Below are 25,188 nucleotides of genomic sequence, written 5' to 3'. Positions count from 1 at the left end.
CTGTCGGCGCCTGGCCAAGGACTGGGAATGCCTCAACGCCAGGGCACTCGCTTTCCTAAAGCTCGCCTCCATCCGCCTCATGATCAGAAGACTTTGTAATCCATCATAAAGTTACCGGACTGACTCTTAGGCGTCTCCCTGCGGGCCGCGCTCTATTCGCCGCCTTTGCGGCTCACGAAGCCCCTACGGGGTCTTCGCCTTCGGTCACGATCGCTGACGCAAGGAACGGCGGCGGCCATTTCGCCCAGAAAAAAGCCGGCGCTTCCACGAAGCTCGGACGATGGCCCATCCTGGTTGAAGGCGGCGAGAAACAGATGGGCGGCACCACATCCACGGTCTCCGTCTCGGCCATGCCCACACCAGGACGATCGAAGCCGCGAAGCTGGAACGCACAGCTTGACCGAGAGGCAGGAATTGCCCTTGTCTCGGCAGACGTCTCCTTCCAAGCCGCGCCGAACTCGGCGGCTCCGGCGAACGGCGGGCGAAAGTCGGAGCCGTTCGGGTTTCCCCTGTCGACAGCCGGCGGAAACTTCACCGACTTGACGTTGAGGTTGAGGGACTTGCTCGCGAGGTAGCCGACAAAGCCGTTGTCGGTGCTCCGCAATAAAGCGCTGATCAATCATAGCCATCATGAATTTCCTTTTTTCCACTGACCAGACCACGTCCATCGCGAACTCGATTGATCAGGTCTGACCGAAGACCGGTGACGCAAACGTCACCTCGATCTTGAACCCGCAACGTCCGCTGCCAGCTTTTTTCCGCCGCCTTCGGCTTTGCATCGCGAGACAAAAAAGCTGTCGCCGACCGCCCTCCACCTTGTTCCGGCCCCCGAGGGGTGCGGGCCGATCGTCCCCGGTCTGTCGACCATCATCGAGATCGCGATGGGCGCGGTCCGATTAGCAGAAGGAACTTCATGATGGCTACGATCGGCACTTTCTCCCGCACCGACGACGGCTTCGCCGGCTCGGTCAAGACCCTCAACCTCAACGTCAAGTCGGTGAAGTTCGTCCCGGCCGAGCGCGACAACCAGAACGGCCCCGACTTCCGCGTGTTCGCCGGAGCCACCGAGTTCGGCGCGGCTTGGAAGAAGCAGTCCGACAAGGGCAACCCCTATCTCTCGGTCAAGCTGGACGATCCGAGCTTCCCCGCTCCGATCTATGCGAGCCTGGTCGAGACGGAGACCGAGGATCTGGCGCTCATCTGGTCGCGCCGCCGCGCCGTCAACTAGGATAGGCCATCGGCCGAGCCCCGCGAAGCGGGGCTTTGCCATGCTCATGGCCGCCACCGCCTCAATGGAACACAGCGAGCTCCGCTCCGGTTTGTTCTGATCGGCTGCGGCTGACGCCTTGCCGATCATAAGGGGAAGCCAAGGGGGACTTTCCCCTTTCTCCCCGCAAATGCCGCCTGCGCACTGGCAGCCCCGCCGGTTCGCAGAACGGGTACAATCCTCATTCTCCCGATCCTCGTCATTCCGTCCCGCTCACGCTGGCAGGCCGGCCATGCTCGCCGGCATTTGTCCCCTCCCATCCCCGCGCGCTCACGCGCCCCCGGAAGGCATGCCGGGGGACATGCCTTCGGCATTGACGGAAAAGGAGCAAGGACAATGAACTTCATCAGCAGCAGCCAGAACCAGCAGCAGGCGGTCACGAGCGGCTTCCGCGTGGATATCTCGCGCGGGCAGCGTATGGGCCGCGTTTCGTCGGAATGGTTCTCGCGGCCCGACGACGAGCGCTATTTGTCGCTCACCGAGCTTTACGACGCCGTGAAGGCGCGTGCGGATCGCGCGAAGGCGCGCACCGTGGAGAGCCGCGCCGTGCGGGTGGAGGCGAGCCGCGACAATGCGGAAAGGCTTTCGCTTTTCGTCCCCGGACAGGAGCAGCCCGTCGCACCGACGCATTGGAGCTTCGGCCAGTTGTGCAGCCTTGTCGGAGCACCGGCGACCTATATGCGTCAGCTTCCCGCGCCGCTCGCCGGCATCAACCTGCAGCATGGCTTGCTGTCGCACCGTGCCGAGCTTGTGAAGACCTTGGAGGCGGACGACGGCCGCGTTGAATTGCGCGCCGTGACTGGCCCCGATTATGGCCGCATCTGGGACCATGAGCTTGTCGCCGCCGTGATGAAGATCGCGGGCAATGGCACCGGCGACACCATGTGGAAGGTTCCGGGCGTGCTGGATTGGGCGACCGTAACGCACAATCCGTTCGTGGACGTCGCGAAGGACACGACCACGCTTTACGGCAGCGACCGCGATGTGTTCCTGTTCTTGGTGGATGATACCCATCCCATCGAAGCTGGACGCCTGCCGAGCGGAGAGCCGGATTTGTACTTTCGCGGCTTCGACTGCTGGAATAGCGAAGTCGGATCGAAGACCCTCGGCATCGCCTCATTCTACCTCCGCGCGGTATGCATGAATCGCAACCTTTGGGGCGTGGAAGGTTTTGAGGAAATCACCATCCGGCACAGCAAGTTCGCGGCACAGCGTTTCGCGCATGAGGCGGCGCCCGCGCTGACCAGCTTCGCCAATTCCTCGCCTGCGCCTTTCGTGGCCGGCATTAAGGCCGCGCGGGAGCGTATCGTCGCCCGCACCGACGAGGACCGCGAAAGCTTCCTTCGCAAGCGCGGTTTCTCCAAGGCCGAGACCGGCAAGATCATCGAGATCGTGCTGGACGAGGAAGGTCGCAAGCCGGAGAGCATCTTCGATTTTGTGCAAGGCATCACCGCGCTGGCCCGCACGAAGACCAATCAGGACACGCGCCTTGATCTGGAAGGCAAGGCCAGGAAGCTGTTGGAGCGTGTTGCCTGATTTCCGTGGAGTCGTGCAGCCGTAAATCCGGCTGCACGACTTTCCCGTTTAAGGTTTACGGACCATAGAATTTTCGCTGATCAGGAACGCGGATTGGCGGATGTAGTCGCGCCATGACGGCCGCCGCTCGCCGGGCTCCGCCCGGCTCGCGTTCCCGAACCTAAACTGATCCCAGCATCCAAATTTGGCAATTTGTGGCGTGGAAACGATCCTGACCTACTTAGCCAAACCGAAAACCGTTCACCGAGAGCCTCTCGTTAACCCACCTGGTTGGGTCCTATAGAGCTGCCGATGCGGCGAAATCTTCCCGGCCGATATGGACAGCAGTTTCAACAAGAGCAGCGTATCGTGACATCGTCTCGCTGCCTCTGCGCCAGAATATGACGTACTCGTATTTCGCGGCCGGATGGAACGGTACGACCCTCAGATTGAACATTTCACATTGCCGAGCGATGAACTCGTTCACAACGGAAATACCAGTTCCCTGCGCAACAAACGCAGCCACAAAGCCGACCGCGTCTGTCCGAACCCTAATGATGGGATTTCGGCCGCTATAGACCAACGCGTTCAGTCCGGTCTGGTGAGATGCGAATTCTCTCTCCAAAACGACCAAACGTTCGGAGGAAATATCCTCGACGGAGATCCGATCTCTGTGCGCCAGAGCATGCTGAGGGTGAAGCAAACAGACGCTTTTGCTCACGGTAATCGTACGCCACTCAAAAAAGCGGTCATCGAGAGGCAGTCGCGAAATTCCGATGTCGGCCTCTTCCGTCAATATGCTCTGTGCGATCTGATCGTACCCCTGAGCCCGGACGTAGAAATCCATCGAGGGTCCTGTTCGGTCGAGCTCTTTGATCAGCCTGGGAACAAATGACAGGCAAACCAGGTGAGGCGCCGCAATCGTCAGGCTGTTTCTCGCCGTCCCGAAGGATCCAGTTATCTCCTTCTCTATTCGAACCAGCGTTTCGAAATAGCGGTCGATCTTGTTGTAGATTTCAATCGCGCGAGTCGTGGGGATGAGGCCGCGCCGATCCCTCACAAACAGCTTCTCGCCCACCGATGCCTCAAATAGTTTTAGCTGCTGGCTGACGGCCGACTGTGTGATCCGCAGAGCTTTTGCGGCGCGGCGCGTCGAGCCACATCTTATGATCTCCCGAAACGCTCTGGCCCTCGTTAAGCCGAGGCCAACATCGTCATCCAATTCATCCATCGTTCGCTCCGCGAAGAGCTTCCGCCCGAGTGGCGACTGCTCAAATACCTATATTAGCCACACTAATAGGGCAGCACGAAAACTTAATAAATTGACGGTCCGCGCCGTTTTTCCAATCGTTGGCTGGCAAGGCAATTCGATGAAGTCATGATCGGGACGCCGTCGGGGATATAACACCTCCTTTGACGTTCAAGACGTCCGACGATGAGAACTGAGGACGGCCTCGTAAAGAGAAAAAAGGGGAATCCTGAATGAAATTTCCGACCTGTTTTCGATCCGCGGGCATCCGTGCGGCTACTGCGACGTTGGCGCTTTTCACCGCGACCGCATTGCCGGCAGCAGCACAGGAGTTGCGTGTCGCGACGTCATACAAACTGATGACGCTCGATCCTCACTATTCGACGTTGAACGAGAACAGCTCGCTGCTCTCCCACATCTACGAGCGGCTCGTCTACCAGGACGAGCATCTGAACCTGCAGCCCGGTCTGGCCACCTCCTGGCGACGCTTGTCGGACACCAGCTGGGAGTTCAAGCTCCGGGAGAACGTGCGCTTCCACGACGGATCGTCGTTCACCTCTGACGATGTCGTCTACACGATCGAGCGCGTCCGCAACTTTCTGAAGCCGCCCAGCGGCGGCTTTCAGGCCTACACCAAGGGAATTGCCTCGGTTTCCGCACCCGATCCTTTGACCGTCGTCATTGACACCGATGGAAGTCAACCGACGCTGCCCCTCTCGCTTTCCGCGATCTTCATCATGCATCGCGACGCGAGCGGTTTTGCTACCACCGAGGCTCTCAATGCCGGCGCCGCGCTTGTCGGCACAGGGCCTTACAAGTTCAAGAGCTGGCGTTCCGGCGAGGCTTTGGAACTGACGAGAAACGACGACTACTGGGGCGGTCGTCCATCCTGGTCGAAGGTCACGTTCCGCATCATCGAGAGCCCTGCAGCACGCGTGGCGGCCCTTACCACTGGAGATGTCGATATCGCCGATTTTCTGCCCGCGCGTGACGTCGAAGGCCTCAAGCAGCGTGGCGTAAAAGTGGAGAGCGTGCCCGCCGCCCGCCTGAACTTCCTGCAGTTCGAGCTTGCGAAGGAAACAGCCCCGGGCGTCACCGACAAAGCGGGAAAGGCAATCCCGAACCCGTTTCGCGACCCAAAGGTTCGTCAGGCCCTTTCGATGGCGATCGACCGCGGGATTCTCGTGGAGAAGATTCTGTCGGGCTACGGCACGGCCGCATCCCAGTTCTTCCCGGGCGGTCTGGCGGGCACGTCGGCGAACTTGACGGCACAACCGCCACGCTACGATGACGCGAAGGCGCTTCTGGCTGAGGTAGGTTTCCCTGACGGCTTCAAGCTGACACTCAACGGACCGGCCGGCCGCTATCCCGGTGACGGCGAAACATTGCAGGCGGTTGCGCAAAGTTGGGCGCGCATCGGCGTAACCGTCCAACCCGTCGCGGTGCCCTTCTCGGTGTTCAACACCAAGCGCGGAGCCGGAGAGTATGGCATCTGGTACGGGGGCTGCTCAGGCGAGTCGGTGGACGTGTGCCTCGAAGCGGTCCTGACCACGCCGGACGCCCAAGGCGGAGCGGGAGCGCTCAATTATGGCCAGTACACGAACCCTGCTTTCGACGAGATGCTCGATAAGACGCGAACTCTGGACGTCGGCCCCGACCGCGACAAGGCCCTCGCCGACGTCACGGATTTCGTGATGCAGGATCAACCGATCGCGCCCCTCTATCACTTCCACCACGTCTCCGGTTATGGCGAGCGAGTCGGTTCTTATGTCATGCATCCGCGCGGCTGGACGACCGCCATGCAAGCATCACCTGCCGCAAACTAAGATCATGGCTTTGCTGAAAGTGATCACAGGAAGGCTATCGCAGGCCTTCCTTCTTCTTTTCGTCATGTCGCTCATCGGGTTCATCGGCATTCATAGCGCCGGGAACCCGGTCTACAACATCGTTAACATCGAGACCGCCACTCCCGAGGACATAAGGCGCGCGACCGAGCTCCTTGGTCTCGATCAGCCTGTGTGGCGCCAGTATCTGGTTTTCGTCCAGAACCTCGCCACCGGCAGCTTCGGCACGTCCTACATCTATCATCTGCCGGCTTTCGACCTGGTTATGAGCAAGCTGCCCGCAACGCTCGAACTCGCCGTTGTTGCGATCGTCGTCGCCACGATTGCCGGGACAGGCCTGGGGCTGCTTGCGGGCACGCGCCCGGGCACATTTGTCGATCGTGTCGTCGTGACGGCGACGGTCTATGCGCTCAGCGTTCCGTCGTTCTGGCTGAGCATGATGCTCATTCTGGCTGGCGCGGTGATGACCGGATGGTTTCCGCCCGGAGGCAGGGGCAGCACCGTTGACGTGCTGGGCGGGGATTGGAGCTTTCTCACCGAGGACGGACTGAAGCATTTGGTCCTCCCCACCCTTGCGCTCGCGATCCCGAACATAGCCCTGATCGCGCGCCTCGCGCGCGCTGGGACGGTCGAGGTCGAAAGAACGGATTTTGTCCGGTTTTGCATCGCCAAGGGACTTTCCGGCCGGCGTATCCTATTTCGCCATACCCTGCCGAACATCAGCCTTCCGATCGTAACGATCGTCGGACTGCAATTCGGCGGCATGCTCGCCTTTGCCGTGGTGGTCGAAACCATCTTTGCCTGGCCGGGAGTAGGCAAGCTGCTGATCGATTCCATCCAGCTTCTGGATCGACCGGTTGTCATGGCGACACTGACGTTCATTTCGATCGCTTTTGTCACGCTGAATGCTCTCGTCGACCTTCTTTATGCAGTGCTCGACCCGCGCGTGCGAATTTCAGCGTAGTGGAGAGCGGAGATGACAAAACGGACTTCTGCCACCCTCTCGCACCGCCCATTCCGGCGCGTCCTTACCCTGCCCAACATCATTCTGGCATCATTCGTGGCCGTGGCTGTCGCGGCACCGCTGCTGGCGCCGCAGAACCCTTACGACCCGCTTCAGATCTTCGGTTGGGACGCGTCCTCCCCTCCCGGCACGATAGGTAGCGGCGGGTACGCTTATCTGCTCGGCACGGACGGCCTCGGGCGGGATATCGCAAGCTGCATACTCTATGGCCTTCGCATAAGCCTCGTGGTTTCGATCGTCAGTGCTCTGGCTGCCGCGGCCATCGGCCTAACCGTAGGGGTCACCGCCGCCTATTTCGGCAAATGGGTCGACGCCGTCATCATGCGGGTGGTCGACCTGCAACTCAGCCTGCCGACCATGCTGGTCGCACTCATCGCAATCGTTACGCTCGGCCCGGGGGTCGACCGGATCATTCTGGCCCTGATCATCGTGCAATGGGCGACGTACGCGAGGGTCGTGCGAAGTGTCGCATTGAGCGAAACCGGCAAGCCATACATCGACGCCGCACGCACAATGCCACTGTCGAACGCCCGCATCATCCTCAGGCATCTTCTGCCGAACAGCATCGCGCCGGCCATAACCTTGCTTCCCATCGAAGTCGGTCATGCCGTTGCCCTTGAGGCCACGCTTTCGTTCCTGGGACTGGGTGTTCCCCTAGATCAGCCGTCTCTCGGTTCGACCGTCGCCAACGGCTTCCAGTACCTGCTGACCGGACAGTATTGGATCAGCCTGTTCCCCGGATTTGCGCTGTTCGGGCTCATCGCGGCCATCAATTTCGCGGGCGAAGACATTCGCCGCATATGGGATCCCAGGAGCCGATTGATATGACGACGAAAGACAGTGACGCCCCGCCGCTCGACGTCAGAAATCTCACGCTCCGGCATCCCGGCGCGTCAGGAACGACGACGATCGTTCGCGATGTCAGCTTCACGCTCGAACATGGCGAGGTCCTCGGCATCATCGGCGAGTCCGGCGCCGGCAAGTCGACGATCGGCAATGCCGTCATAGGCCTGGTGGGAGCGGGCTTCGAACAATCCTCCGGAACGATCCGGGTGCATGGAACCGCAATCGAGGCGATAACCGCCGAGGAACACCGCGCACTAAGAGGCAGGACGATTGCCAGCATCTTCCAGGATCACACCTCATCGCTCGATCCGCTCATGACGGTCGGCGCCCAGTTGAGCGAGACGATCTCGACGATTTTCCCCGATCTGCCCCGAGCGAGCGTGCGGCAACGCGCTCTGGAACTCCTTCAGCGGGTTGGCATTCCCGATCCTGGCCGACGTTACCATAGCTATCCGCACCAGCTTTCAGGCGGACAGAGGCAGCGCATCGTCATAGCGATCGCCCTGGCCGGGTCACCCTCGATCATCGTGGCCGACGAGCCGACCTCCGCGCTCGACGCAACGGTGCAGAAGCAGATTCTCCAGGTGCTGAGAAAACTGGTTGAGGAAACGGGACTCTCGCTCATCCTCATCACCCACGACATGAGCGTGATCGCGGAAATAGCCGACAGGGTCCTGGTCATGAAGGACGGCGAAGCGATCGAACAGAATGCGACAACGTTGCTTCTCGACAACCCGCAGAGCGCCTACACGCAAAGCCTTCTGTCAGCGGTTCCAAGACTGCGCCTTTCACGATTGCGGCCCGATGAGAATGGTCAAGCCGCATCCGACGATGAGGCCGTGCTGCACAACAAGGCGTCCGACCCCGAAGGGCCGATCCTTGTTGTTGAGAACCTGTCCAAGACATTTGGCAATCAGAGCTTTCAGGCATGGATCGGCAAGGGACCGGCGACGTTCACGTTGCGCGACGTCAGCTTCCGGCTGCGCCGCGGCGGCGTCCTCGGGATCGTCGGGGAGAGCGGCAGTGGCAAGTCGACCATCGGCCGTATCCTCGCTGGCCTGGAGACGGGCAATGCCGACAGGGTGGAATTGGCCGGCAGGACCTGCGACGTGGCCCGCCGAGGTTCCGGCGGCGGCCTGCTCGGCCGCATCCAGATGGTCTTTCAAGATCCCTCGTCTTCGCTCAATCCGAGGCTGACGGTGGCCGAGACGCTGATGGAGTGCGTCCGCTTCACCGCCCGAACCGAGCATGATCGTCACCCGTCGCGCGTCACCGACACGGTGGAGAGGCTCGGTTTGTCGAAGGTCCTCCTGTCCCGTTATCCTCACCAGCTTTCCGGCGGCCAGAAGCAGCGCGTCTGCATTGCCCGCGCGCTCCTCGCCGGGCCGGAAATCATGATCGCCGACGAGCCGACCTCGGCGCTCGATGTGTCCGTCCAGGCGGAGATACTGTCGCTGCTCAAGCAGGCCGTGTCCGAGCGCAACCTGTCGATGATCTTCATCTCCCACGATCTCGCCGTGGTTCAGGACATCTGCGACGCCGTTTGCGTGATGAAGGATGGCCGGATCGAAGACTACGGTGCGTCGGATTTCATCTTCGGCAGATCGGACAATCCCTACACCCGGCATCTGATCGACGCCCGGCCGAAAATATTCACCCTCTGACGGAAGCGGTGGACGGACGCTCGGCTGACGCGTCTCGCAGTTCCCGTGCGCGCTGTTTCGAAACGGCAATAGCTTCAAAATGGATAAGGTCTCGGAAATGGAAGACAGCTTCACTTTGGCGGTAACCGGCCAATCGCTCATCAAGCACGACACCAGGAAGGTCGACAGCCCGGAGTTCGACCGGGTGCAGGCAATCCTGCGCGCGGCCGATCTTGCCTTCACGAATTTCGAGGGCACCATATACGGCGCGCATGGGGGCTGGCCCCTGAAGGGCTTCTATTTCGGCAGCAGCAAGCCGGAGGTCCTCGACGCGCTCGCAGAGACCGGCTTTCGGGCGCTCTCGCTTTCCAACAACCATTCATTCGACCTGGGGCCGTCGGGAATCCTCTCGACGCTTGAGGAAGTCGAGAAGCGCGGCTTCCTGCATGCAGGCATCGGGCGCAACAAAAGGGAAGCGGCCAGCGCCTCGTCCGCGACGTTCGGACAGCGAGCCGTGTCGATGGTGGCGATGGACGGTGGCCCGGGTCCCGATTTCATGTATGCGGCCGAAGGTGGCGACGGCCGTGCCGAGCGGCCGGGCGTCAACCGGCTTCGGCTGTCGCGCATCCTCGAAGTCGACGAGTCGGCGTTCGGACAATTGCAGGAAATCCGCGACAGGGCCGAATATTCGGCCCTGGATTTCCTGATGGACAATCAGCCGGACGACGAGCCTGTGCTCGATGAGACTGAAATCGGCATCGGTCGTGCCATCTTCAAACGATCGAGCCGGTTCAAGCGCACCATCAGGATCGACGAAGACGACCTGGCGAGAAATCTTCAGGTAATAGAGACCGCCGCCCGATCGGGCGGCCTAGTTATCGCCTATCTGCATCACCATCACTGGGCGACGGACTGGCTGAAGTCGCCGGATTGGATCAGTGCCTTTGCGAGGCAATGCATCGATGCGGGGGCCGCCGTCTTCGTCAGTCACGGCGTACCGGTGCTTCTGCCGATCGAAATCTATCGAGGGCGGCCGATCTTCCACAGCCTCGGCAACTTCATCTTCCACACCAGATCGGAGATCTCCCTGTGGCAACGAAACGAAGTGTGGGAGAGCGTCGTCGGGCTGTGTTCGTTTGGTCCGGACAATCGGCTGACCGCGCTGAAGTTGCATCCGGTGGTCATCGGCGGCGAAGAGGGGCTCAAGGACGATGCGCTGGAGCGCCGGCTGGTGCCGCATCTGGCCACCGGCTCCGCCGCTGAGCGTATTCTTCGACGGGTAGCTGCAGAGTCAGAGGAATATGGCTCACGGATCCGGATCGCCGACGGGACCGGTATATTCGAGCTGGCCTAGCAGCTCCTAGCTCAACGGAGCCGGCTTGCGCCGAACTGCCGCTTCGGGCGAGCATCGGTGGGGTGCATGAACCGGCTCTTTGCACGACGCATTTCCGGATCCGACCATGAATACTCGTGACGAGTTGATCGAACGGTTTTTCCGCTATCTGGCGATCGAGAGCCAGAGCGATGCGAATTCTGCGGCCCTGCCGTCGACACCCGGCCAGCAGAGATTGGCCGCACTGCTGGCGGACGAGTTACAGGGCTTCGGACTGGACGACGTGGTTCTCGACGACCGCGCAACCGTGACCGCGCTGAAGCGCGGCAACCGGCCCGACGCCCCGAAGATCGGGTTCATCGCGCATCTCGATACGGTCGACGTCGGCCTCTCTCCCACCGTTCGGCCGCAGATCTTGCGCTTCGAGGGAGCGGATCTCTGCCTGAATCCGGAGAAGGACATCTGGCTGCGTGTCGAGGAACATCCGGAGATCCGTGGCTGGGAAGGGCAGGACATCATCTTCGGCGATGGGACGAGCGTGCTCGGCGCCGACAACAAGGCCGCCATCGCCGTCATCATGACCCTGCTCGGGCGGCTTGGCCGGGTTGTTCGGCACGGCGATGTCTTCGTCGCCTTCGTTCCTGACGAGGAGATCGGGCTCCGTGGCGCAAAGGCGCTCGATCTCGCGCGTTTCCCGTGCGATTTCGCCTACACCATCGACTGCTGCGAACTCGGCGAAGTCGTCCTCGAGAACTTCAACGCCGCCACGGCCGAGATCGCCTTCACCGGCGTGAGCGCCCATCCGATGTCCGCGAAGGGCGTTCTCGTAAACCCGCTTCTCATGGCCATGGATTTCATCGCCCGGTTCAATCGCGCCGAGACGCCCGAGCGCACTGCGGAGCGCGAGGGTTATTTCTGGTTCAAGGATCTCGTCGCCAGCGACACCGAGGCACGGCTCAAGGTTTCGATCCGGGATTTCGACAAGGCAGGTTTTGAACGTCGCAAAGAGCGATTGGGCAAAGCTATAGAGGTGATCAGGTCGCGCTACCCGACGGGCCGGGCTAGCTGCGACATCGCCGATACCTACCAGAACATAGGAGATCGCTTGGGCAGCGACAGCCGCGCCGTGAGGTTGCTCCTTGCAGCCCTGGAAGAGCTGCGCATTGAGCCAAAGCTCATACCGATGCGCGGAGGAACAGATGGCGCTGTATTGTCTGCCAAAGGCATGGCTACTCCGAACTTCTTTACGGGGGCATACAATTTTCACTCGCGGTTTGAATTCCTTCCTGTTTCCGCGTTCGAGAAATCGTTTGAGGTGGCTCGAACCATCGCCACGCTGGCTGCCAAAGGCTGCAAAGGGAATTCTCAGTTTTCGTGAGATGTTTGTCGCCGGTTGACGTCGGCGAAACCGTTTGAGCACCGGGTACAACAACTGGAGTCCGTTCCAGGGACAGCACGAGATCGCTGCCCGGTTCGGCGTTATGCTCTCCACATCGTCCATCGTGCGTCTCTTCCGAGAGACCCGCAATAGTGCTCCAGTCGCCGCCTGCGGCGCTCTCATTCCAGTTCGCGTTCTAAGGAACCGGTTCACGTTTAAAGCCCGAGTTGGCGCTTTAAGGAGTACCGACAGCGAGACCAACAGGGCATGACGTTGAGACGAATACCTAGTATATTGGGTGGAAGTATATTAGGTAGCCGACGACTCCTCCTGCATGAGCTTGCGGGAGACAGTCGCACGGAATCTGCGCCGGCTGAGACAGGAGAAATCCGTCTCGCAGGAGGAGCTCGCCCATCGTGCCCAGGTCAATCGCAACTATGTCGGCATGCTGGAACGCGAGGAGTACTCCGCGTCCGTCGACATGTTGGAGAAGCTGGCGGGAGCGCTCGACGTCGACCCGATGGAATTTTTCCGTGCCGATACGTGACGGCAGCGCGTTGCGTGTTGCCGAAACTGTTCTTCGCACCTGTCGCGAATATCGATTGACGTCCAACCGCGCCACTGCAGCAAAATTCCGCCAAAGTTCCTTCGCTTGCCGTTTTGGCGGCATGACATCATTCCATGATTGTCTGGACGGAAGTGTCGCAAAGCTTTAGCACGTCAAGTTGATAACGCGTTCGTGATCAGCCATCGCCAGATTTGACGAAAGCAACAATGAGCAAACCCGCGTTCAATGACGATCCACCGTTGACCGATCGGGTGAATGCCTACGACGAAGCGCACTTCGCCACGTATCTTCGTCTCCTGGATGCGGCAGAAGAAGGTGCCGACTGGCGCGAGGTGGCCGCGATTGTTTTCGGCCTTGACGTGGATGCCGATCCGCAGCGTGCGAAGCACATTCATGACACCCATCTTGCCCGTGCCCGCTGGATGGCTGAGAAGGGCTACAGGCATCTGCTTGAACCGCGCATGCAGTAAGCCCCCAGGTCGCACCAGTCAGCATTCAGCGACCCAAATTGTTCAGCCGGCGCAGTAACTCCATTCCGATTTTCTAGCTTCCCGCCTTTCGACCGCCCCGATACTCGAATCGTCCCCGGGTGGCGGCGGGCCAGGAGGAAACAGAATGGAGCCGTTGGAAGACTGGCGATCTCCGCAGTTCGAAGAGCAGTTGAGGCGCCTCGATCGAGGCGGCATCAGCTTTGAATTTCTTCGGCGCAACCGGCAATACCAGCAGGACTACGCAGCCAAGCTGGCGGCCATTTCCGACGGACGCTCGACCGAGACCGAGGCGATAGGACAACTGACCCGTCACTGGGGCTTGCGTTTCCCGGCTGATCCCTCTGCATCGGCGCTGACCACCCACCCGATCTGGCAGCCAAGGCACTTCCCTGCCGTGCTCACTATCGCGGCGGCCCCTGATGGTTTTGCGTCGTCGTTTCCCGATCCAAAGACGCTGATCGTCCACAGTGACGCAGCAGAAGATGGTCTGCACGCTGTCATTGATGACGAGGACGGCGATCATCGGCTCTGGTTCCCGAAACACGATAGCGCCGAGGCCGCAGCGATTCGTATCCCGCTCGACGGCCATCTCCTCTGGCGCGTGCGCTCCGCGTTGCGCTTGTGGAGGCGGCTCGATGGCGAGCCGTCTGGCCCTTGGCCTCGCGAACAACGCCTTTCACCTTTCCAACTGCACCGAGCGTCGCTCATGCTGCGTGCCTGGGATGGTGTGGCAGCCGGCGTATCGCGCCGGCATGTCGCTGCAGTCCTTCTCAACAAGGATGTCGAAGCTCTACGCGCGCTCGACTGGAAGAACGCGCCGGAACGACGACGGCTTGCCCGCATCCTGACGGCAGCCCGCGAGACAATCGAGGATGGCTATCTACGCTGGCTCGTCCCGCGGACACGCGGTCGCTGACACGAAGGCAGCCCGCTCAGAGAGGGGGACAATTCCTCTAGGGGTGCCAGTTTCGTCACTCCTCCAGACCGAAGCTTCTTCGCCATCGTCGCATCTGACCCGCCGCACTGACGGCGGCTGCGACGGAGGCATTCAATGCAAGGAAAAACCGACAGCAACTGGCCGCGCTTCGTACGCACGCCTGAGGCCGCGCGCCTTCTCGACCTCTCGCCCCGCACCCTGGAAAAACATCGCTGCGACGGCACCGGGCCGATCTTTCACAAGCTCGGCGGCCGCGTCGTCTATGCCGTCTCCGACCTGCATGCCTGGGTCGAGGCCAGCGCCCGCCGGTCCACCTCAGAGGCGGCTCCGAACAACCGTAGCTCCGACACCCCACCGGCTGGCGGCGTCGCCGCCGGCATGCGCTGACCGCTGCGGCGTCCGCCTTCATGTCCGCGCGTCGCACATATCAGGGTCAGCAGCTCGAGCTCTTTCGGGCACGCTCCGGCGACATCGCCGCCCGTGACGCGCAGGACCTGATGTCCTGGCCGTTCTTCTCGCTCGCGAAGTCCCGCCGCGTGACGCCGATCGACTTTCGCATGGGTGAAGTGTCGATCCGCGTCGAAGCGACCGCCGAGCATGGCATGGCGACCATCTGGGACGCCGACGTGCTGATCTGGGCCGCCTCGCAGATCGTCGATGCGCGCGATCGTGGCCTGCGCACCTCGCGATTCATGGCCGCCACGCCCTACGAAATCCTCGCCTTCATCGGACGCTCGGACACAGGCCTCAACTACGATCGGCTGAAGGCCGCGCTCGACCGCCTGCAATCAACGACCATCGTCACTTCGATCCGCCAGCCGTCCGAACGGCGGCGGCACCGCTTCTCCTGGATCGCCGAATGGAAGGAACGCCTCGACACCCAGGGCCGGTCGCTCGGCATCGAGCTGATCCTGCCGGACTGGTTCTATGCCGGCGTGCTCGATGACGCGCTGATCCTCACCATCGACCGTGAATATTTCGAGCTGAAGGGCGGCCTTGAGCGATGGCTCTACCGGCTCGTACGCAAGCATGGTGGCCGCCAGACCTGGGGCTGGAGCTTCGACGTTCCGCATCTCCATCTGAAGTCCGGCAGCCTGTCGCCGCTCAGGCGCTTCCGCTTCGAGCTGCGGGCTATCGTCAAACGCCAGCCGTTGCCCGGCTACAGCCTGGCGCTGGTCGACGACCCGGACGGCCGCCAGCGCCTGACCTTCCGCCCCACCGACAAGGATCTAATCATCGTGCCCCGGAAGCGGGCGGGAGGCGGACGATGAACGCCCGCTTGCCGACGGCCTGGGTCCGTCGTTGTGGACCGCATGTGGACGGACCCGAACTATCGGGAACGCCGACACCCGACTTTCCGGGAACGCGAATCCCGTACCATCGGGAACGCAAACGCCTCGTAACCCTCGGAATCGGCAGGCGGATTCCGACCCCTCTAACTTCACTAACTGAATCCTTCGGATTCTTGCTAACGCGCGCGACCAGAACGAGAGCATGTGGATGCGCCGATTTTTGCGAACCGGCGCCATGTTTTGCGGACTGTGATGGCTTGTCCGAAGCCTGCCGGCTCTCCAGCCATCGCTGCTGTTTCGGTCGGGAGATCGATGCAGTCATGGCAGGGCGCGCACCAGCGCGCATCACATCCGTGCCGCCCTTTACGGAAGAGGCAAGGCTATGACAGCGGGTATCCACAGCACCCGCCAGCCAGCCGACCTCACCCTGGTCGAGCTGACTTGGCGCGAGAAGAAGGTCGAGCACCGGATACGCTTCGGCCGGATCGCTGAAGAGCATCGCCTCGACCGGCACCGGCGAATCGTTTCCTTCGCGCCGGGCAGTACCTTCGCCTTCGTGCGATGGGCCGGAAACGAATACGGCACGGTCATCTCGCGCATCGACGTCGTGCGCGCCGTTGCGGCCGGCGAGCCGTTCCAGACGCTGCCCTTCGTCCGGCCAGGCGGCGACATCCTGTTGCGTCTGGCCGGCTGGGGAAACGTCGAGATCGTCCTGCAGGCGATCGATGCGATCGAAGCGCTTGGCATCGATCCGGCCGAAGTCGCGCCGGACCATTGGCGGCACATCGGCAATCGCATCGCCGTCCATGAGCCGTTCCGTGCCTACACGCTCGTGCAGCACCGCGCCTGGCTGCGCCGCCGCAAGGTGCTGTCATGACCGCACGCCGTCTGACGCTTCTCACCATGCTCGCCAGCACGGCGCTGATCGCAGCGCCTGTCTGGAGCCGGCCCGATATCCGTTTTATCTGGAATGCGTCAGCCAGCGTTCCGGTCGGCTTCTATCACATTGTCTCGGTAAAGCGGATCGAGGTCACCGATCTCGCCGTCGTCACGCCGCCCGACGAGCTCGCGACCTTCCTCGACGAGCGCGGTTACCTGCCACGCGGCCTCCCGCTCATCAAGCGCGTGCTCGCACTCTCCGGCACCACCGTCTGCCGCTCGGGCGCGGAGATCGTCGCCTACGGGACGACCTATGGACAGGCTCGCGACCGCGACACGCGCGGCCGCTCGCTGCCCACCTGGCAGGGCTGCCGGACGCTTCGCGACGGCGAAGCCTTCTTCATGAACTGGGACAGTCCCGACAGCTTCGACAGCCGCTATTTCGGGCCGCTTCCCCTCTCAACCGTCGTCGGCCGGGCGTTCCCCGTCTGGACCACCGACGATCCCGATCCGGCCGCGGAATCCTTCCGTGAGCCGGTCTCCGACGAGCCGTGACGGCTCGTGTCTCCAGCCACGAAAGGACAGATGGAATGGCCCAGATCGGAACCTTCACCCGCAACGACGATGGCTTCTTCGGCCGCGTTCGCACGCTCACCCTCGATGTCGAGGTGAGCATCCTTCCCGCCGAAGGTTCGGACGCCGAAAACGCGCCCGAGCATCGCGTCTTCATGGACGGCATGGAGGTCGGCGCAGCCTGGGACCGCATAGGCGACAAGGCCGGCAGCTATCTGTCCCTGTCCATCGACGATCCGTCCTTCCCCGAGCCGATCCGCGCCCGGCTGTTCCAGTCTGATACCAGGAAGGACGCATGGAACCTGCACTGGACGCGCCGGAAGAAGAATGACGGCGAGGCATGAAAGGTCATGCGTGGCAAACGCTCCCACCAGTCTTCTGGCTCAATCCCCTTGATCGATCGCGCGCCGGTCAATCCCCTCGACCCGATCACCCATCGGGCGGCCATCGTGCGCAGCGGAGGTCAAGGGCGGCGGCCTGTTTTCCGGATGTTGGACACGTCTTCGGACGATGCCCGTCCGGAAAATGTTGGCTGCCGGCGCAGCCTTGCCCTTGGCCGCAGCGAGCACGATGGCAGGCTGATGGCGTATCGGGACGGCGGTGCCTGCGCTGCCGTCTCGTCCATCATCGTGATGCTGATTGCCTGTACGATGATCGTCGTGGTGGCGGCTCCCGCGTCGGCCGAACAACCTCCCCGCGAGCCGGCGACGGTCACAGTCTCGAAGCCCAGCAACCAGCTTGACCGTTCATCATCGCCCGATCCATGGGCCGCGCATATCGCGGAAGCGGCGAAGCGCTTCGCCATTCCCGAGCGCTGGATACGCGCGGTCATGGCCATCGAAAGCGTCAACGACCCGGCCGCTCTCTCGCCCAGGGGCGCGATCGGCCTGATGCAGTTGATGCCGGCGACATGGGACGAGCTGCGTGCCAAGCACCGTCTCGGCGGCGATCCCTGGCAGCCGCGCGACAACATCCTCGCGGGCGCAGCCTATCTACGCGAGATGCACGACCGCTATGGCTCGGTCGCGGCGATGCTAGCTGCCTACAATGCCGGCTCGGCGCGCTACGATGCACATCTCGCGACCGGCCGCGCACTGCCGGCCGAGACGATCGATTACGTCGCGAAGATCACGCCGATGATCGACGGCACGGTCTCCATCGCGCGTTCCGCTGGCAACTCATCGCGACGGACATGGTCCCGCGCGGCGCTCTTCGTTGCGCGCTCGATCATCCGTAACCACGACGATCCGGAGGCCGTCGATCTTCCTTCCAGTCGTCCTTCGATGCGACCTGCGATCGTCGACCTTTCCGCGCTCGTACCGCCATCCGATGGCCTCTTCGCGCGCAGGCCGGAAGCGGTAGAAGAAACGCGATGATCATCGTGGTTTCCCGCGTTGCGGAGTGTGCAATCGCAAGCGTCGCGGGACACTGCGGGCCAGCCAGAAGCGACCGTTTAGGAAGGCAAGATAAAAAGCCGCACATCGCGGCTTGGACGGTCGGCTGTTTTGCTTGCGCTTTTTGGAGTTTTCCGCACATCGCGGATCAGAAGCGCGAGGTGCGCTCGCTCGCTTTATCGAGCAATTTCAGTGCGGATCGCACCTCGCGGGCTCAAACGCCATGAGCCGCGACGACGATTTCCGCGTCCGGCCTGGCCGCATCCGCTCGTCGAAGGCGCAGCAGGCAAAGCCCTTCGTCGCCCAGGCGCTCGCCGCCGCCCGCAAGGCCGGCGGCCGCATCTCGCGCTCCGGCAAGATCACCTCCGGGCGTGGCCCGCATTTCGCACGGGGCCGCACGGCGGGCATTCGCGCCAATCGCCTCATCACCAGCCGCACGCGTCTCTGCACCGTCAAGGCGCTTGTCATGCGCAATAGAGGCGAGCGCGGTCCTCTCGCCCGGCACCTCAACTATCTGCGCCGCGACGGCGTCACCCGCGACGGCGAGCGGGCAAAAATGTTCGGGCCGGAGACCGACGACGCCGACGCGAAGGACTTTGCCGACCGCTGCAAGGACGACCGCCATCACTTCCGCTTCATCGTCTCGCCGGAAGATGCCGCCGACATGGAGGACCTGAAGCGTTTCACGCGCGAGCTGATGGCGCAGGTGGAAAAAGATCTCGGCGCGAGGCTCGACTGGGTCGCCGTCGACCACTGGAACACCGACAACCCGCATGTCCATGTCATCGTGCGTGGGCGCACCGACGACGGCCAGGACCTCGTCATCGACCGCGACTACATCAGGAGTGGAATGCGCGACCGTGCGCAGGATCTCGTCACGCAGGAGCTCGGTCCTCGTACCGACTTCGACATCAGCCGCGCCCTCGATCGCCAGATCGAGGCGGAGCGCTGGACGCAGCTCGACCGCCAGCTTGTCCGTGACAGGAACGAGCACGGCGTCATCGACGTCGCGCCGTCACCCGACCGTCAGCCCGATGAGTATCTGACGCAGAAGGTCGGACGGCTGCGCCATCTCGAACGGCTCGGTCTCGCGGAGGCCGTCGGTCCCGGCCAATGGATCATCGCCGACGAGGCCGAGGCGACGCTGCGCGAGCTCGGCCAGCGCGGCGACATCATCAAGCGCATGCACCGGGCCTTGTCGGAACAAAGCATCGAGCGCGGCGCGGCTGATTATGTGCTTGCCGGCGAGACGCATGGCCAGCCCGTCATCGGCCGGCTGGTGGACCGCGGTCTCGATGATGAGCTGCGCGGCACCGCCTGGGCCGTGGTCGACGGCATCAACGGCCGCACCCATCACATCAAGCTGTCCGACATCGAGGCGGCGGGCGACAGCGCGCCGGGCTCCATCGTCGAGCTACGCAGCTTCGAGGATGCCAAGGGCGAACGCCGCGTCGCACTCGCCGTCCGCTCCGATCTTTCGATCGAGGCGCAGACCACGGCAGGTGGTGCCACCTGGCTCGACCGTCAGCTCATCGCCCGAGACCCGGTCGATCTTGGCGGTGGCTTCGGCCTCGAGGTGAAACAGGCGGTGGAAGAGCGCACCGAGCATCTGATCGAGGAAGGGCTGGCGCGGCGCGAAGGCCAGCGCATCGTCTTCGCCCGCAACCTGCTCGCCACGCTTCGGCAACGGGAACTGGATGCCCTCGGTCAAAAACTCGCCGGCGAGCTGAACATGCCGTTCCAGCAATCCGCTGCCGGCGAATACGTCGCCGGCACCTACCGCCAGCGCTTCGCGCTTTCCTCCGGCCGCTTCGCCATGATCGATGACGGACTCGGCTTCAAGCTCGTGCCCTGGACGCCGTCGATCGAGAAGCACATCGGCCGGCATATCTCCGGCGTCGCCCGCGGCGATGGCGGCGTGGACTGGTCCTTCGGCCGCAAGCGCGGGCTTGGGCTATGAGCGTCGCTTCAAGCGGCCTGTCGTCTGCCGGCCGATCCGACCGTTTCGACACTTGCAATGACCCAGGGAGACAATATATGACTATCGGTAGTCATATCGGAAACAATGCCATGAAGGAACTCCAGCTCAAGGACGCCAAGGCGACGCTTTCAGCCGTGGTCGATCAGGCCGTGGCCGGCGAGCCGACAGTCATCACCCGCCATGGTCGCAAGGAAGCCGTTCTCGTCTCCTTCGAGGAGTGGGAGCGGGTCTCCAAGGTGCCGAGCTTCGCCGACCTGCTGCTTGCCTTTCCGGGTGAACCGGCTGACATCCCGGAGCGGTCGCGCAAACCCGCCCGTGCCCTGCGTGACACTGGTCTCTGACCTTGTATCTGCTCGACACCAACATCGTCTCGGCCGATGCCCCGGCCAAGCGCCAGGTCGCCCCCGAGGCTTTCGCGGCGTGGGTGCGCGAACATGGCGACCAGCTCTACATCTCGACCGTCACCATCGCCGAGATCGAGGCCGGCATTGCCCGCGCCGATCGGATCGGTGCCAGCACCAAGGCCGAGCGCCTGCGTCGTTGGCTCGCGGCTGTCGAGCATTTCTATGCCGGGCGCATCCTGCCATTCGATGTCGAGGCTGCCCGCCACGCCGGCGCCATTCTCGACAGGGCGCGAGCGCATGATCCCGGTTTCGAGGACATCGCCATTGCCGCCACCGCCGCTGCGCGTGGGCTGACGGTCCTCACGGCCAATGAGCGCCACTTCACACCGCTCGGCGTACCGCTTGCCAACCCGCTGAAGCAATTGCCTTCGACCCGCACCTGACGGGACGAGCCGCCGCGACGGGCAAGTATTTTCCGCGACGCCTTCGCTGCGCTACGATCGGCCGGCCAAATCCGGTTGAACCCCACGCTTTCCTTGCCCTTCCTCGACATTTTCAGTCGTCGAAGCGAGGTCAGCGCAGCCGTGTCGGCCACCCGAGTCCTCTGGGGTCAGATCATCGTCGTGTTCATGATCGTGCTCGTCGCGGTCTGGGGCGCGACGCAGTGGACGGCGTGGCGGCTCGGCTTCCAGGCAGAACTCGGCTCGCCCTGGTTCGAGGTCGCCGGTCTGCCTCTCTATCCGCCGCCGGCCTTCTTCTGGCGGTGGTACTTCTTCGACGCCTATGCGCCGCATGTCTTCATAGAGGGCGGCGTGATCGCGGCCTCCGGCGGCTTGATCGCCATCGCGGTCGCCATCATGATGTCGATCTACCGGGCGCGCGAGGCTAAGGACGTGCGCACCTTCGGTTCCGCCCGCTGGGCCGAGCGCGAGGAGATCGAGACAGCACACCTGCTCGGTGACGACGGCGTCGTGCTCGGCCGCTACGAGCAAGACTATCTCCGCCATGACGGCGCCGAGCATGTGTTGTGCTTCGCACCGACACGCTCCGGCAAGGGCGTCGGTCTGGTCGTGCCGACGCTGCTCACTTGGCCGGGCTCGGCAATCGTCCATGACATCAAGGGTGAGAACTGGGAGCTGACCGCCGGCCTGCGTTCGCGCTTCGGCCGCGTGCTGCTGTTCGACCCGACCAACGCGAAGTCGGCCGCCTACAATCCGCTGCTCGAAGTCCGGCGCGGCGAATGGGAGGTGCGCGACGTGCAGAACGTCGCCGACGTGCTGGTCGATCCCGAAGGCTCGCTGGAGAAGCGGAACCATTGGGAGAAGACCTCCCATTCGCTCCTGGTCGGCGCGATCCTGCATGTCCTCTATGCCGAGAAGGACAAGACGCTCGCCGGCGTCGCCGCATTCTTGTCCGATCCGCGTCGGCCGATCGAGTCCACATTATCCGCGATGATGACCACCCCGCATCTCGGTGAGACAGGCCCGCATCCCGTCATCGCCAGCGCCGCGCGCGAGCTGCTCAACAAATCCGACAACGAGCGTTCTGGCGTGCTCTCAACCGCGATGAGCTTCCTCGGCCTCTATCGCGATCCGGTCGTTGCCGCGGTCACCAGCCGCTGCGACTGGCGCATCGCCGACATCGTCGCCGAGCAGAAGCCGACCACGCTCTACCTCGTTGTGCCACCCTCCGACATCTCCCGCACCAAGCCGCTGGTGCGCCTGGTGCTCAACCAGATCGGTCGCCGCCTCACCGAGGATCTGCACGCCAAGGATCGTCGCCATCGCGTGCTGATGATGCTCGACGAATTCCCGGCGCTTGGCCGGCTCGACTTCTTTGAAAGCGCGCTCGCCTTCATGGCCGGCTACGGCATCAAGGCATTCCTGATCGCGCAGTCGCTCAACCAGATCGAGAAGGCCTATGGCGCCAACAACAGCGTGCTCGACAATTGTCATGTCCGCGTCAGCTTCGCGACCAATGACGAGCGCACTGCCAAGCGCGTTTCCGATTCGCTTGGCACCGCCACCGAGATGCGCGCCATGCAGAACTATGCCGGCCACCGGCTGGCGCCGTGGCTGTCCCATCTCATGGTATCGCGCTCGGAGACCGCGCGGCCGCTGCTCACCCCCGGCGAGGTCATGCAGCTCCCACCCGGCGACGAGATCGTCATGGTCGCCGGCATCCCGCCGATCCAGGCGAAGAAGGCGCGCTACTTCGAGGACGCGCGCTTCAAGGAACGCTGATGCCGGTTCCGGAAAATCCGAATGCCGGCTTCCCACCCAAGCCCGACGACTGGTCAGCACTGAAACCTGTTGCGGCTGCTCCCACTTCCGATGGCGTCAGCCGCACGACGCCGTCAGTCGCCAGCAAGACGACCATCGCGCCTCCAAACGCGGCCGCCGCGAAGCAGGATGATGATCCGGCCAATGCCGGCCTGCGCCGCGAACCCGGCCTTGAGCCACACAAGGACATCGCGCCCGAGAAAGAGCCGTCACCTGCCAATGAGTTCGATCCGGATGTCGATGAGCCGGAACGTGAATCGTCCGCCAATCGTGCGCTGGTGCGAAACATGCGGCAGATGGCGCGCCGGATCTCAATGGACCCCGGCGACGGCATGGAGCTCTGACCCATGCCGCGAGCACACGATAGCCGGGGCCGCCCCGACAAGAAGATGCCTCTTACCGTCTATCTCGATGCGGAGTTGATGCGGTTGGTGGCCGACTTCGCCGATCGGCGCGAGAAATCCCGATCCTTGGTTGGGGAGGCAGCCATCGCCTCATTCTTCTCGCCCGATGCCGATGAGCGCCAGGAGGCGGCCATCGCCAAGCGCCTCGACCGCATCGACCGCAACATCCAGCGGCTCGAACGCGACATCGGCATCGCCAATGAAGCCTTCGCCATCTTCATGCGCTCCTGGCTCACCTCGACGGCGTCTCTTCCCGAAGCGGCCCAGGCTTCGGCCCGCGCCAAGGGCGGCGAGCGCTATGACCGCTTCCTCGAAGCCCTCGGCCGTCGTCTCGCCAAGGGGCCAAAGCTCAGGCAGGAAGTGCCCGAAGATATCGACAGAACATAGCGCCCCCGCTTCCAACGATCAGAAAATATGTCCGATTCTCGCAAGACCCACAGTTGAGAGAGACACTGCGGAACATGAATCGATCTATATCGTGCCTTGCTTTCAGAAGAGTCTGCCGAGCAAGAGTGTTACGCTCGCAGCGAATCCCAACAGCAAAAGCAGCAACAGGATATTCACCGACCACTTAACTACGAGGTATAGCGTCCGGTTCGTTGACTTTAGTGCCTTGCTTCGCGCCAACAGAGGCGCAAGCCCTGCGAAGACCCTGTTGGCCAGGCCACGATGGTCTTCCGGCGTGTTGGGCACTACCGAGGCGCTCGTCAAACCTCCGTAGAAGAAATTGAACACCGCTCCCAGTGGATTCAACGGCCGTTTCACGTCGCACATGAGGATGAGGCGGTCGGAGTCGCTATCGTTGCGCACGAAGTGCAAGTAGGTCTCATCGAACATGAGAACCTCGCCATCGCGCCAGCTCAGATTGGGGCCATCCACATTGATGAAACAGGCGTCAGAGTTCGGTGTGACGAGGCCGAGGTGGTAGCGCAGCGATACAGCGAGTGGGTCGGCGTGCCGGGTCAACTGGGCTCCCTTCGGCAGATAGGCGAACATTGCTCCATGCACGGACGGAACCTGCTGCAGTATCTCGACCGTCCTCGGGCAGAGGCGTCTTGCAGAATGATGTACGTACCCGTACCAATTGAGGTAGAAGCGACTCCAGCCATACTTGAAGAACGTTCGGAAGCCGACGTCGTAGGCTCCGGCAGTACCAGGTCGTTTGGTGGCGTCGAAGTAGTTCCAGCGCAACAGTTCGATGCCTTCATCGCGGATTGTTTGCCAGTCCTGACGCAGCAGGTCGAGCTCCGGAAAATCAGCCGGGTCAAGAACGGCCTTTGATCCGCGCGGCAGCGTCGTCATGTAAAGCACGCAATTCAGCGGCGAGAAGATCGGCCATCCCTTGCGAAAGTACTCAGTCAAGCTTTCGTAACGGGCTTCCCCCCGGAAGCGGTAGACATACACGATGCTCCCTGCCGCCAACGCGACTATGATAACAAGAATTAGCATGAAGTTTGCCCTGAGGGGTATGCTGCGGAATCGGTAGAAGGGTCTCGTGGTTAGCCCCGGTCAGACACTTCTGAGTGCTCTCATCCGAGGTGCGCCTGCGAGCGGTTCGGATCGCAGCATTAGGACAGATATTCCATTGCCTTGTGTTTTGTATTGTTAAGGTTTGTTGCCTTCCCAGCGAGATCCTCTTGGTGTCCGTCCGGGGACTTTGTGAGCGGGCAGAATCGGTTGTCGGATTTTGAGTTTCTGGTTTTGGATCGGTTGTGATTCCTTGTTCGGCATGATTCGAGAAGGAATGCGCCGATGTGGACCGCCGAGAACCGGGCTCGCTACAACCGTGATCATCTGCGTTATCCGAGCGATCTGACCGATGAGGAATGGGCGCTGATCGAACCGCTGATCCCGCCCGGCAGGCCAGGCGGCGGCAAGCGGAGCGTGAAGCTGCGCGAGGTGGTCAATGGGCTGATGTATGTGTTGTCGACCGGTTGCCAGTGG

General features: G+C 62.4%; 26 protein-coding genes and 2 pseudogenes. 25 read left to right on the top strand and 3 right to left on the bottom strand.

Annotated elements, in window-relative coordinates:
- A pseudogene (locus ACH196_RS34680) lies at nt 1–109 on the top strand (IS5/IS1182 family transposase); the annotation flags it as partial.
- 63 nt (nt 110–172) lie between these two features.
- On the opposite strand, the gene ACH196_RS34675 reads toward ACH196_RS34680, so the two are convergent.
- A complete protein-coding gene (locus ACH196_RS34675) occupies nt 173–352 on the bottom strand; it encodes a hypothetical protein (protein WP_396651393.1) in 180 nt (59 codons plus the stop codon).
- Between the two features lie 564 nt (nt 353–916).
- Here ACH196_RS34675 and ACH196_RS34670 point away from each other — a divergent pair.
- On the top strand, nt 917–1,228 hold the full coding sequence (locus tag ACH196_RS34670) for a DUF736 domain-containing protein (protein ID WP_396651395.1): 312 nt from the start codon (nt 917–919) through the stop codon (nt 1,226–1,228).
- 375 nt (nt 1,229–1,603) lie between these two features.
- The gene (locus ACH196_RS34665; protein WP_396651392.1) at nt 1,604–2,803 is read left to right on the top strand and encodes a DUF932 domain-containing protein; all 1,200 of its coding nucleotides are present in this window, start codon (nt 1,604–1,606) and stop codon (nt 2,801–2,803) included.
- Between the two features lie 277 nt (nt 2,804–3,080).
- Here the strand turns inward: ACH196_RS34665 and ACH196_RS34660 are convergent, their stop codons facing one another.
- Nucleotides 3,081–4,013, bottom strand: a complete 933-nt coding sequence (locus ACH196_RS34660; RefSeq protein WP_396651391.1) for a LysR family transcriptional regulator — start codon at nt 4,011–4,013, stop codon at nt 3,081–3,083.
- Between the two features lie 251 nt (nt 4,014–4,264).
- Here ACH196_RS34660 and ACH196_RS34655 point away from each other — a divergent pair, with 251 nt between their 5' ends.
- The 21 genes and pseudogenes from ACH196_RS34655 (at nt 4,265) to ACH196_RS34555 (ending at nt 23,631) form a co-directional block, all read left to right on the top strand.
- Entirely contained in the window at nt 4,265–5,857 is a 1,593-nt protein-coding gene (locus ACH196_RS34655) for an ABC transporter substrate-binding protein (RefSeq protein WP_396651390.1), read from the top strand.
- Nucleotides 5,858–5,861: 4 nt separating this feature from the next.
- A complete protein-coding gene (locus ACH196_RS34650; RefSeq protein ID WP_396651394.1) occupies nt 5,862–6,839 on the top strand; it encodes an ABC transporter permease in 978 nt (325 codons plus the stop codon).
- A gap of 12 nt (nt 6,840–6,851) precedes the next feature.
- A complete protein-coding gene (locus ACH196_RS34645; RefSeq protein ID WP_396651389.1) occupies nt 6,852–7,727 on the top strand; it encodes an ABC transporter permease in 876 nt (291 codons plus the stop codon).
- On the top strand, nt 7,724–9,409 hold the full coding sequence (locus ACH196_RS34640) for a dipeptide ABC transporter ATP-binding protein (RefSeq protein WP_396651388.1): 1,686 nt from the start codon (nt 7,724–7,726) through the stop codon (nt 9,407–9,409). Before ACH196_RS34645 ends, ACH196_RS34640 begins: the two co-directional genes overlap by 4 nt.
- A gap of 97 nt (nt 9,410–9,506) precedes the next feature.
- Nucleotides 9,507–10,742 carry a CapA family protein gene (locus tag ACH196_RS34635; protein ID WP_396651387.1) on the top strand — a complete coding sequence of 412 codons (1,236 nt, stop codon included), beginning with the start codon at nt 9,507–9,509 and terminating at the stop codon, nt 10,740–10,742.
- Nucleotides 10,743–10,848: 106 nt separating this feature from the next.
- A complete protein-coding gene (gene pepT / locus ACH196_RS34630) occupies nt 10,849–12,099 on the top strand; it encodes a peptidase T (protein ID WP_396651386.1) in 1,251 nt (416 codons plus the stop codon).
- 334 nt (nt 12,100–12,433) lie between these two features.
- Nucleotides 12,434–12,646 carry a helix-turn-helix domain-containing protein gene (locus ACH196_RS34625; RefSeq protein ID WP_396651385.1) on the top strand — a complete coding sequence of 71 codons (213 nt, stop codon included), beginning with the start codon at nt 12,434–12,436 and terminating at the stop codon, nt 12,644–12,646.
- A 227-nt stretch (nt 12,647–12,873) separates the two neighbouring features.
- Entirely contained in the window at nt 12,874–13,137 is a 264-nt protein-coding gene (locus ACH196_RS34620; protein ID WP_396651384.1) for a DNA -binding domain-containing protein, read from the top strand.
- A 145-nt stretch (nt 13,138–13,282) separates the two neighbouring features.
- Nucleotides 13,283–14,074: a DNA -binding domain-containing protein gene (locus ACH196_RS34615; RefSeq protein ID WP_396651383.1), complete on the top strand. Its 792-nt coding sequence runs from the start codon at nt 13,283–13,285 to the stop codon at nt 14,072–14,074.
- A gap of 135 nt (nt 14,075–14,209) precedes the next feature.
- Nucleotides 14,210–14,482, top strand: coding sequence for a helix-turn-helix transcriptional regulator (locus ACH196_RS34610; RefSeq protein ID WP_396651382.1), 273 nt, complete (start codon nt 14,210–14,212; stop codon nt 14,480–14,482).
- A 20-nt stretch (nt 14,483–14,502) separates the two neighbouring features.
- On the top strand, nt 14,503–15,366 hold the full coding sequence (locus ACH196_RS34605; RefSeq protein WP_396651381.1) for a replication initiator protein A: 864 nt from the start codon (nt 14,503–14,505) through the stop codon (nt 15,364–15,366).
- 403 nt (nt 15,367–15,769) lie between these two features.
- The gene (locus tag ACH196_RS34600) at nt 15,770–16,264 is read left to right on the top strand and encodes a DUF2840 domain-containing protein (protein WP_396651380.1); all 495 of its coding nucleotides are present in this window, start codon (nt 15,770–15,772) and stop codon (nt 16,262–16,264) included.
- On the top strand, nt 16,261–16,821 hold the full coding sequence (locus tag ACH196_RS34595; protein ID WP_396651379.1) for a S26 family signal peptidase: 561 nt from the start codon (nt 16,261–16,263) through the stop codon (nt 16,819–16,821). The genes ACH196_RS34600 and ACH196_RS34595 overlap by 4 nt, the downstream gene beginning before the upstream one ends.
- A 35-nt stretch (nt 16,822–16,856) precedes the next feature.
- The gene (locus ACH196_RS34590; RefSeq protein ID WP_396651378.1) at nt 16,857–17,183 is read left to right on the top strand and encodes a DUF736 domain-containing protein; all 327 of its coding nucleotides are present in this window, start codon (nt 16,857–16,859) and stop codon (nt 17,181–17,183) included.
- A gap of 237 nt (nt 17,184–17,420) precedes the next feature.
- Nucleotides 17,421–18,215, top strand: coding sequence for a lytic transglycosylase domain-containing protein (locus ACH196_RS34585; RefSeq protein ID WP_396651377.1), 795 nt, complete (start codon nt 17,421–17,423; stop codon nt 18,213–18,215).
- Nucleotides 18,212–18,460, top strand: coding sequence for a hypothetical protein (locus tag ACH196_RS34580; protein WP_396651376.1), 249 nt, complete (start codon nt 18,212–18,214; stop codon nt 18,458–18,460). The genes ACH196_RS34585 and ACH196_RS34580 overlap by 4 nt, the downstream gene beginning before the upstream one ends.
- Nucleotides 18,457–20,193: a relaxase/mobilization nuclease domain-containing protein gene (locus tag ACH196_RS34575; protein ID WP_396651375.1), complete on the top strand. Its 1,737-nt coding sequence runs from the start codon at nt 18,457–18,459 to the stop codon at nt 20,191–20,193. The genes ACH196_RS34580 and ACH196_RS34575 overlap by 4 nt, the downstream gene beginning before the upstream one ends.
- 110 nt (nt 20,194–20,303) lie before the next feature.
- A complete protein-coding gene (locus ACH196_RS34570) occupies nt 20,304–20,555 on the top strand; it encodes a type II toxin-antitoxin system Phd/YefM family antitoxin (RefSeq protein WP_202332425.1) in 252 nt (83 codons plus the stop codon).
- 2 nt (nt 20,556–20,557) lie between these two features.
- Nucleotides 20,558–21,001: a PIN domain-containing protein gene (locus tag ACH196_RS34565; protein WP_396651374.1), complete on the top strand. Its 444-nt coding sequence runs from the start codon at nt 20,558–20,560 to the stop codon at nt 20,999–21,001.
- 141 nt (nt 21,002–21,142) lie between these two features.
- Nucleotides 21,143–23,184: pseudogene (locus tag ACH196_RS34560) on the top strand (conjugal transfer protein TraG).
- Between the two features lie 3 nt (nt 23,185–23,187).
- Nucleotides 23,188–23,631 carry a CopG family transcriptional regulator gene (locus ACH196_RS34555; RefSeq protein WP_396651373.1) on the top strand — a complete coding sequence of 148 codons (444 nt, stop codon included), beginning with the start codon at nt 23,188–23,190 and terminating at the stop codon, nt 23,629–23,631.
- A 102-nt stretch (nt 23,632–23,733) separates the two neighbouring features.
- Here ACH196_RS34555 and ACH196_RS34550 read toward each other — a convergent pair whose 3' ends face one another.
- Entirely contained in the window at nt 23,734–24,648 is a 915-nt protein-coding gene (locus ACH196_RS34550) for an aspartyl/asparaginyl beta-hydroxylase domain-containing protein (RefSeq protein ID WP_396651372.1), read from the bottom strand.
- Between the two features lie 348 nt (nt 24,649–24,996).
- Here ACH196_RS34550 and ACH196_RS34545 point away from each other — a divergent pair.
- The coding region (locus ACH196_RS34545) for a transposase (RefSeq protein WP_396647233.1) at nt 24,997–25,188 on the top strand (192 nt) is incomplete at its 3' end.

This window comes from Mesorhizobium sp. IMUNJ 23232, from assembly GCF_044326205.1.
Lineage (GTDB): Bacteria > Pseudomonadota > Alphaproteobacteria > Rhizobiales > Rhizobiaceae > Kumtagia.
Note: the sequence above shows the minus strand (reverse complement) of the source record. Positions and strands in the feature narration are given on the sequence as shown.

What these genes read in the sequence shown, in the direction of transcription:
- ACH196_RS34675 (WP_396651393.1), bottom strand. Translation starts at nt 352, where the DNA reads ATGGCCGAGACGGAGACCGTGGATGTGGTGCCGCCCATCTGTTTCTCG.
- ACH196_RS34670 (WP_396651395.1), top strand. Translation starts at nt 917, where the DNA reads ATGGCTACGATCGGCACTTTCTCCCGCACCGACGACGGCTTCGCCGGC.
- ACH196_RS34665 (WP_396651392.1), top strand. Translation starts at nt 1,604, where the DNA reads ATGAACTTCATCAGCAGCAGCCAGAACCAGCAGCAGGCGGTCACGAGC.
- ACH196_RS34660 (WP_396651391.1), bottom strand. Translation starts at nt 4,013, where the DNA reads ATGGATGAATTGGATGACGATGTTGGCCTCGGCTTAACGAGGGCCAGA.
- ACH196_RS34655 (WP_396651390.1), top strand. Translation starts at nt 4,265, where the DNA reads ATGAAATTTCCGACCTGTTTTCGATCCGCGGGCATCCGTGCGGCTACT.
- ACH196_RS34650 (WP_396651394.1), top strand. Translation starts at nt 5,862, where the DNA reads ATGGCTTTGCTGAAAGTGATCACAGGAAGGCTATCGCAGGCCTTCCTT.
- ACH196_RS34645 (WP_396651389.1), top strand. Translation starts at nt 6,852, where the DNA reads ATGACAAAACGGACTTCTGCCACCCTCTCGCACCGCCCATTCCGGCGC.
- ACH196_RS34640 (WP_396651388.1), top strand. Translation starts at nt 7,724, where the DNA reads ATGACGACGAAAGACAGTGACGCCCCGCCGCTCGACGTCAGAAATCTC.
- ACH196_RS34635 (WP_396651387.1), top strand. Translation starts at nt 9,507, where the DNA reads ATGGAAGACAGCTTCACTTTGGCGGTAACCGGCCAATCGCTCATCAAG.
- pepT (WP_396651386.1), top strand. Translation starts at nt 10,849, where the DNA reads ATGAATACTCGTGACGAGTTGATCGAACGGTTTTTCCGCTATCTGGCG.
- ACH196_RS34625 (WP_396651385.1), top strand. Translation starts at nt 12,434, where the DNA reads ATGAGCTTGCGGGAGACAGTCGCACGGAATCTGCGCCGGCTGAGACAG.
- ACH196_RS34620 (WP_396651384.1), top strand. Translation starts at nt 12,874, where the DNA reads ATGAGCAAACCCGCGTTCAATGACGATCCACCGTTGACCGATCGGGTG.
- ACH196_RS34615 (WP_396651383.1), top strand. Translation starts at nt 13,283, where the DNA reads ATGGAGCCGTTGGAAGACTGGCGATCTCCGCAGTTCGAAGAGCAGTTG.
- ACH196_RS34610 (WP_396651382.1), top strand. Translation starts at nt 14,210, where the DNA reads ATGCAAGGAAAAACCGACAGCAACTGGCCGCGCTTCGTACGCACGCCT.
- ACH196_RS34605 (WP_396651381.1), top strand. Translation starts at nt 14,503, where the DNA reads ATGTCCGCGCGTCGCACATATCAGGGTCAGCAGCTCGAGCTCTTTCGG.
- ACH196_RS34600 (WP_396651380.1), top strand. Translation starts at nt 15,770, where the DNA reads ATGACAGCGGGTATCCACAGCACCCGCCAGCCAGCCGACCTCACCCTG.
- ACH196_RS34595 (WP_396651379.1), top strand. Translation starts at nt 16,261, where the DNA reads ATGACCGCACGCCGTCTGACGCTTCTCACCATGCTCGCCAGCACGGCG.
- ACH196_RS34590 (WP_396651378.1), top strand. Translation starts at nt 16,857, where the DNA reads ATGGCCCAGATCGGAACCTTCACCCGCAACGACGATGGCTTCTTCGGC.
- ACH196_RS34585 (WP_396651377.1), top strand. Translation starts at nt 17,421, where the DNA reads ATGGCGTATCGGGACGGCGGTGCCTGCGCTGCCGTCTCGTCCATCATC.
- ACH196_RS34580 (WP_396651376.1), top strand. Translation starts at nt 18,212, where the DNA reads ATGATCATCGTGGTTTCCCGCGTTGCGGAGTGTGCAATCGCAAGCGTC.
- ACH196_RS34575 (WP_396651375.1), top strand. Translation starts at nt 18,457, where the DNA reads ATGAGCCGCGACGACGATTTCCGCGTCCGGCCTGGCCGCATCCGCTCG.
- ACH196_RS34570 (WP_202332425.1), top strand. Translation starts at nt 20,304, where the DNA reads ATGAAGGAACTCCAGCTCAAGGACGCCAAGGCGACGCTTTCAGCCGTG.
- ACH196_RS34555 (WP_396651373.1), top strand. Translation starts at nt 23,188, where the DNA reads ATGCCGCGAGCACACGATAGCCGGGGCCGCCCCGACAAGAAGATGCCT.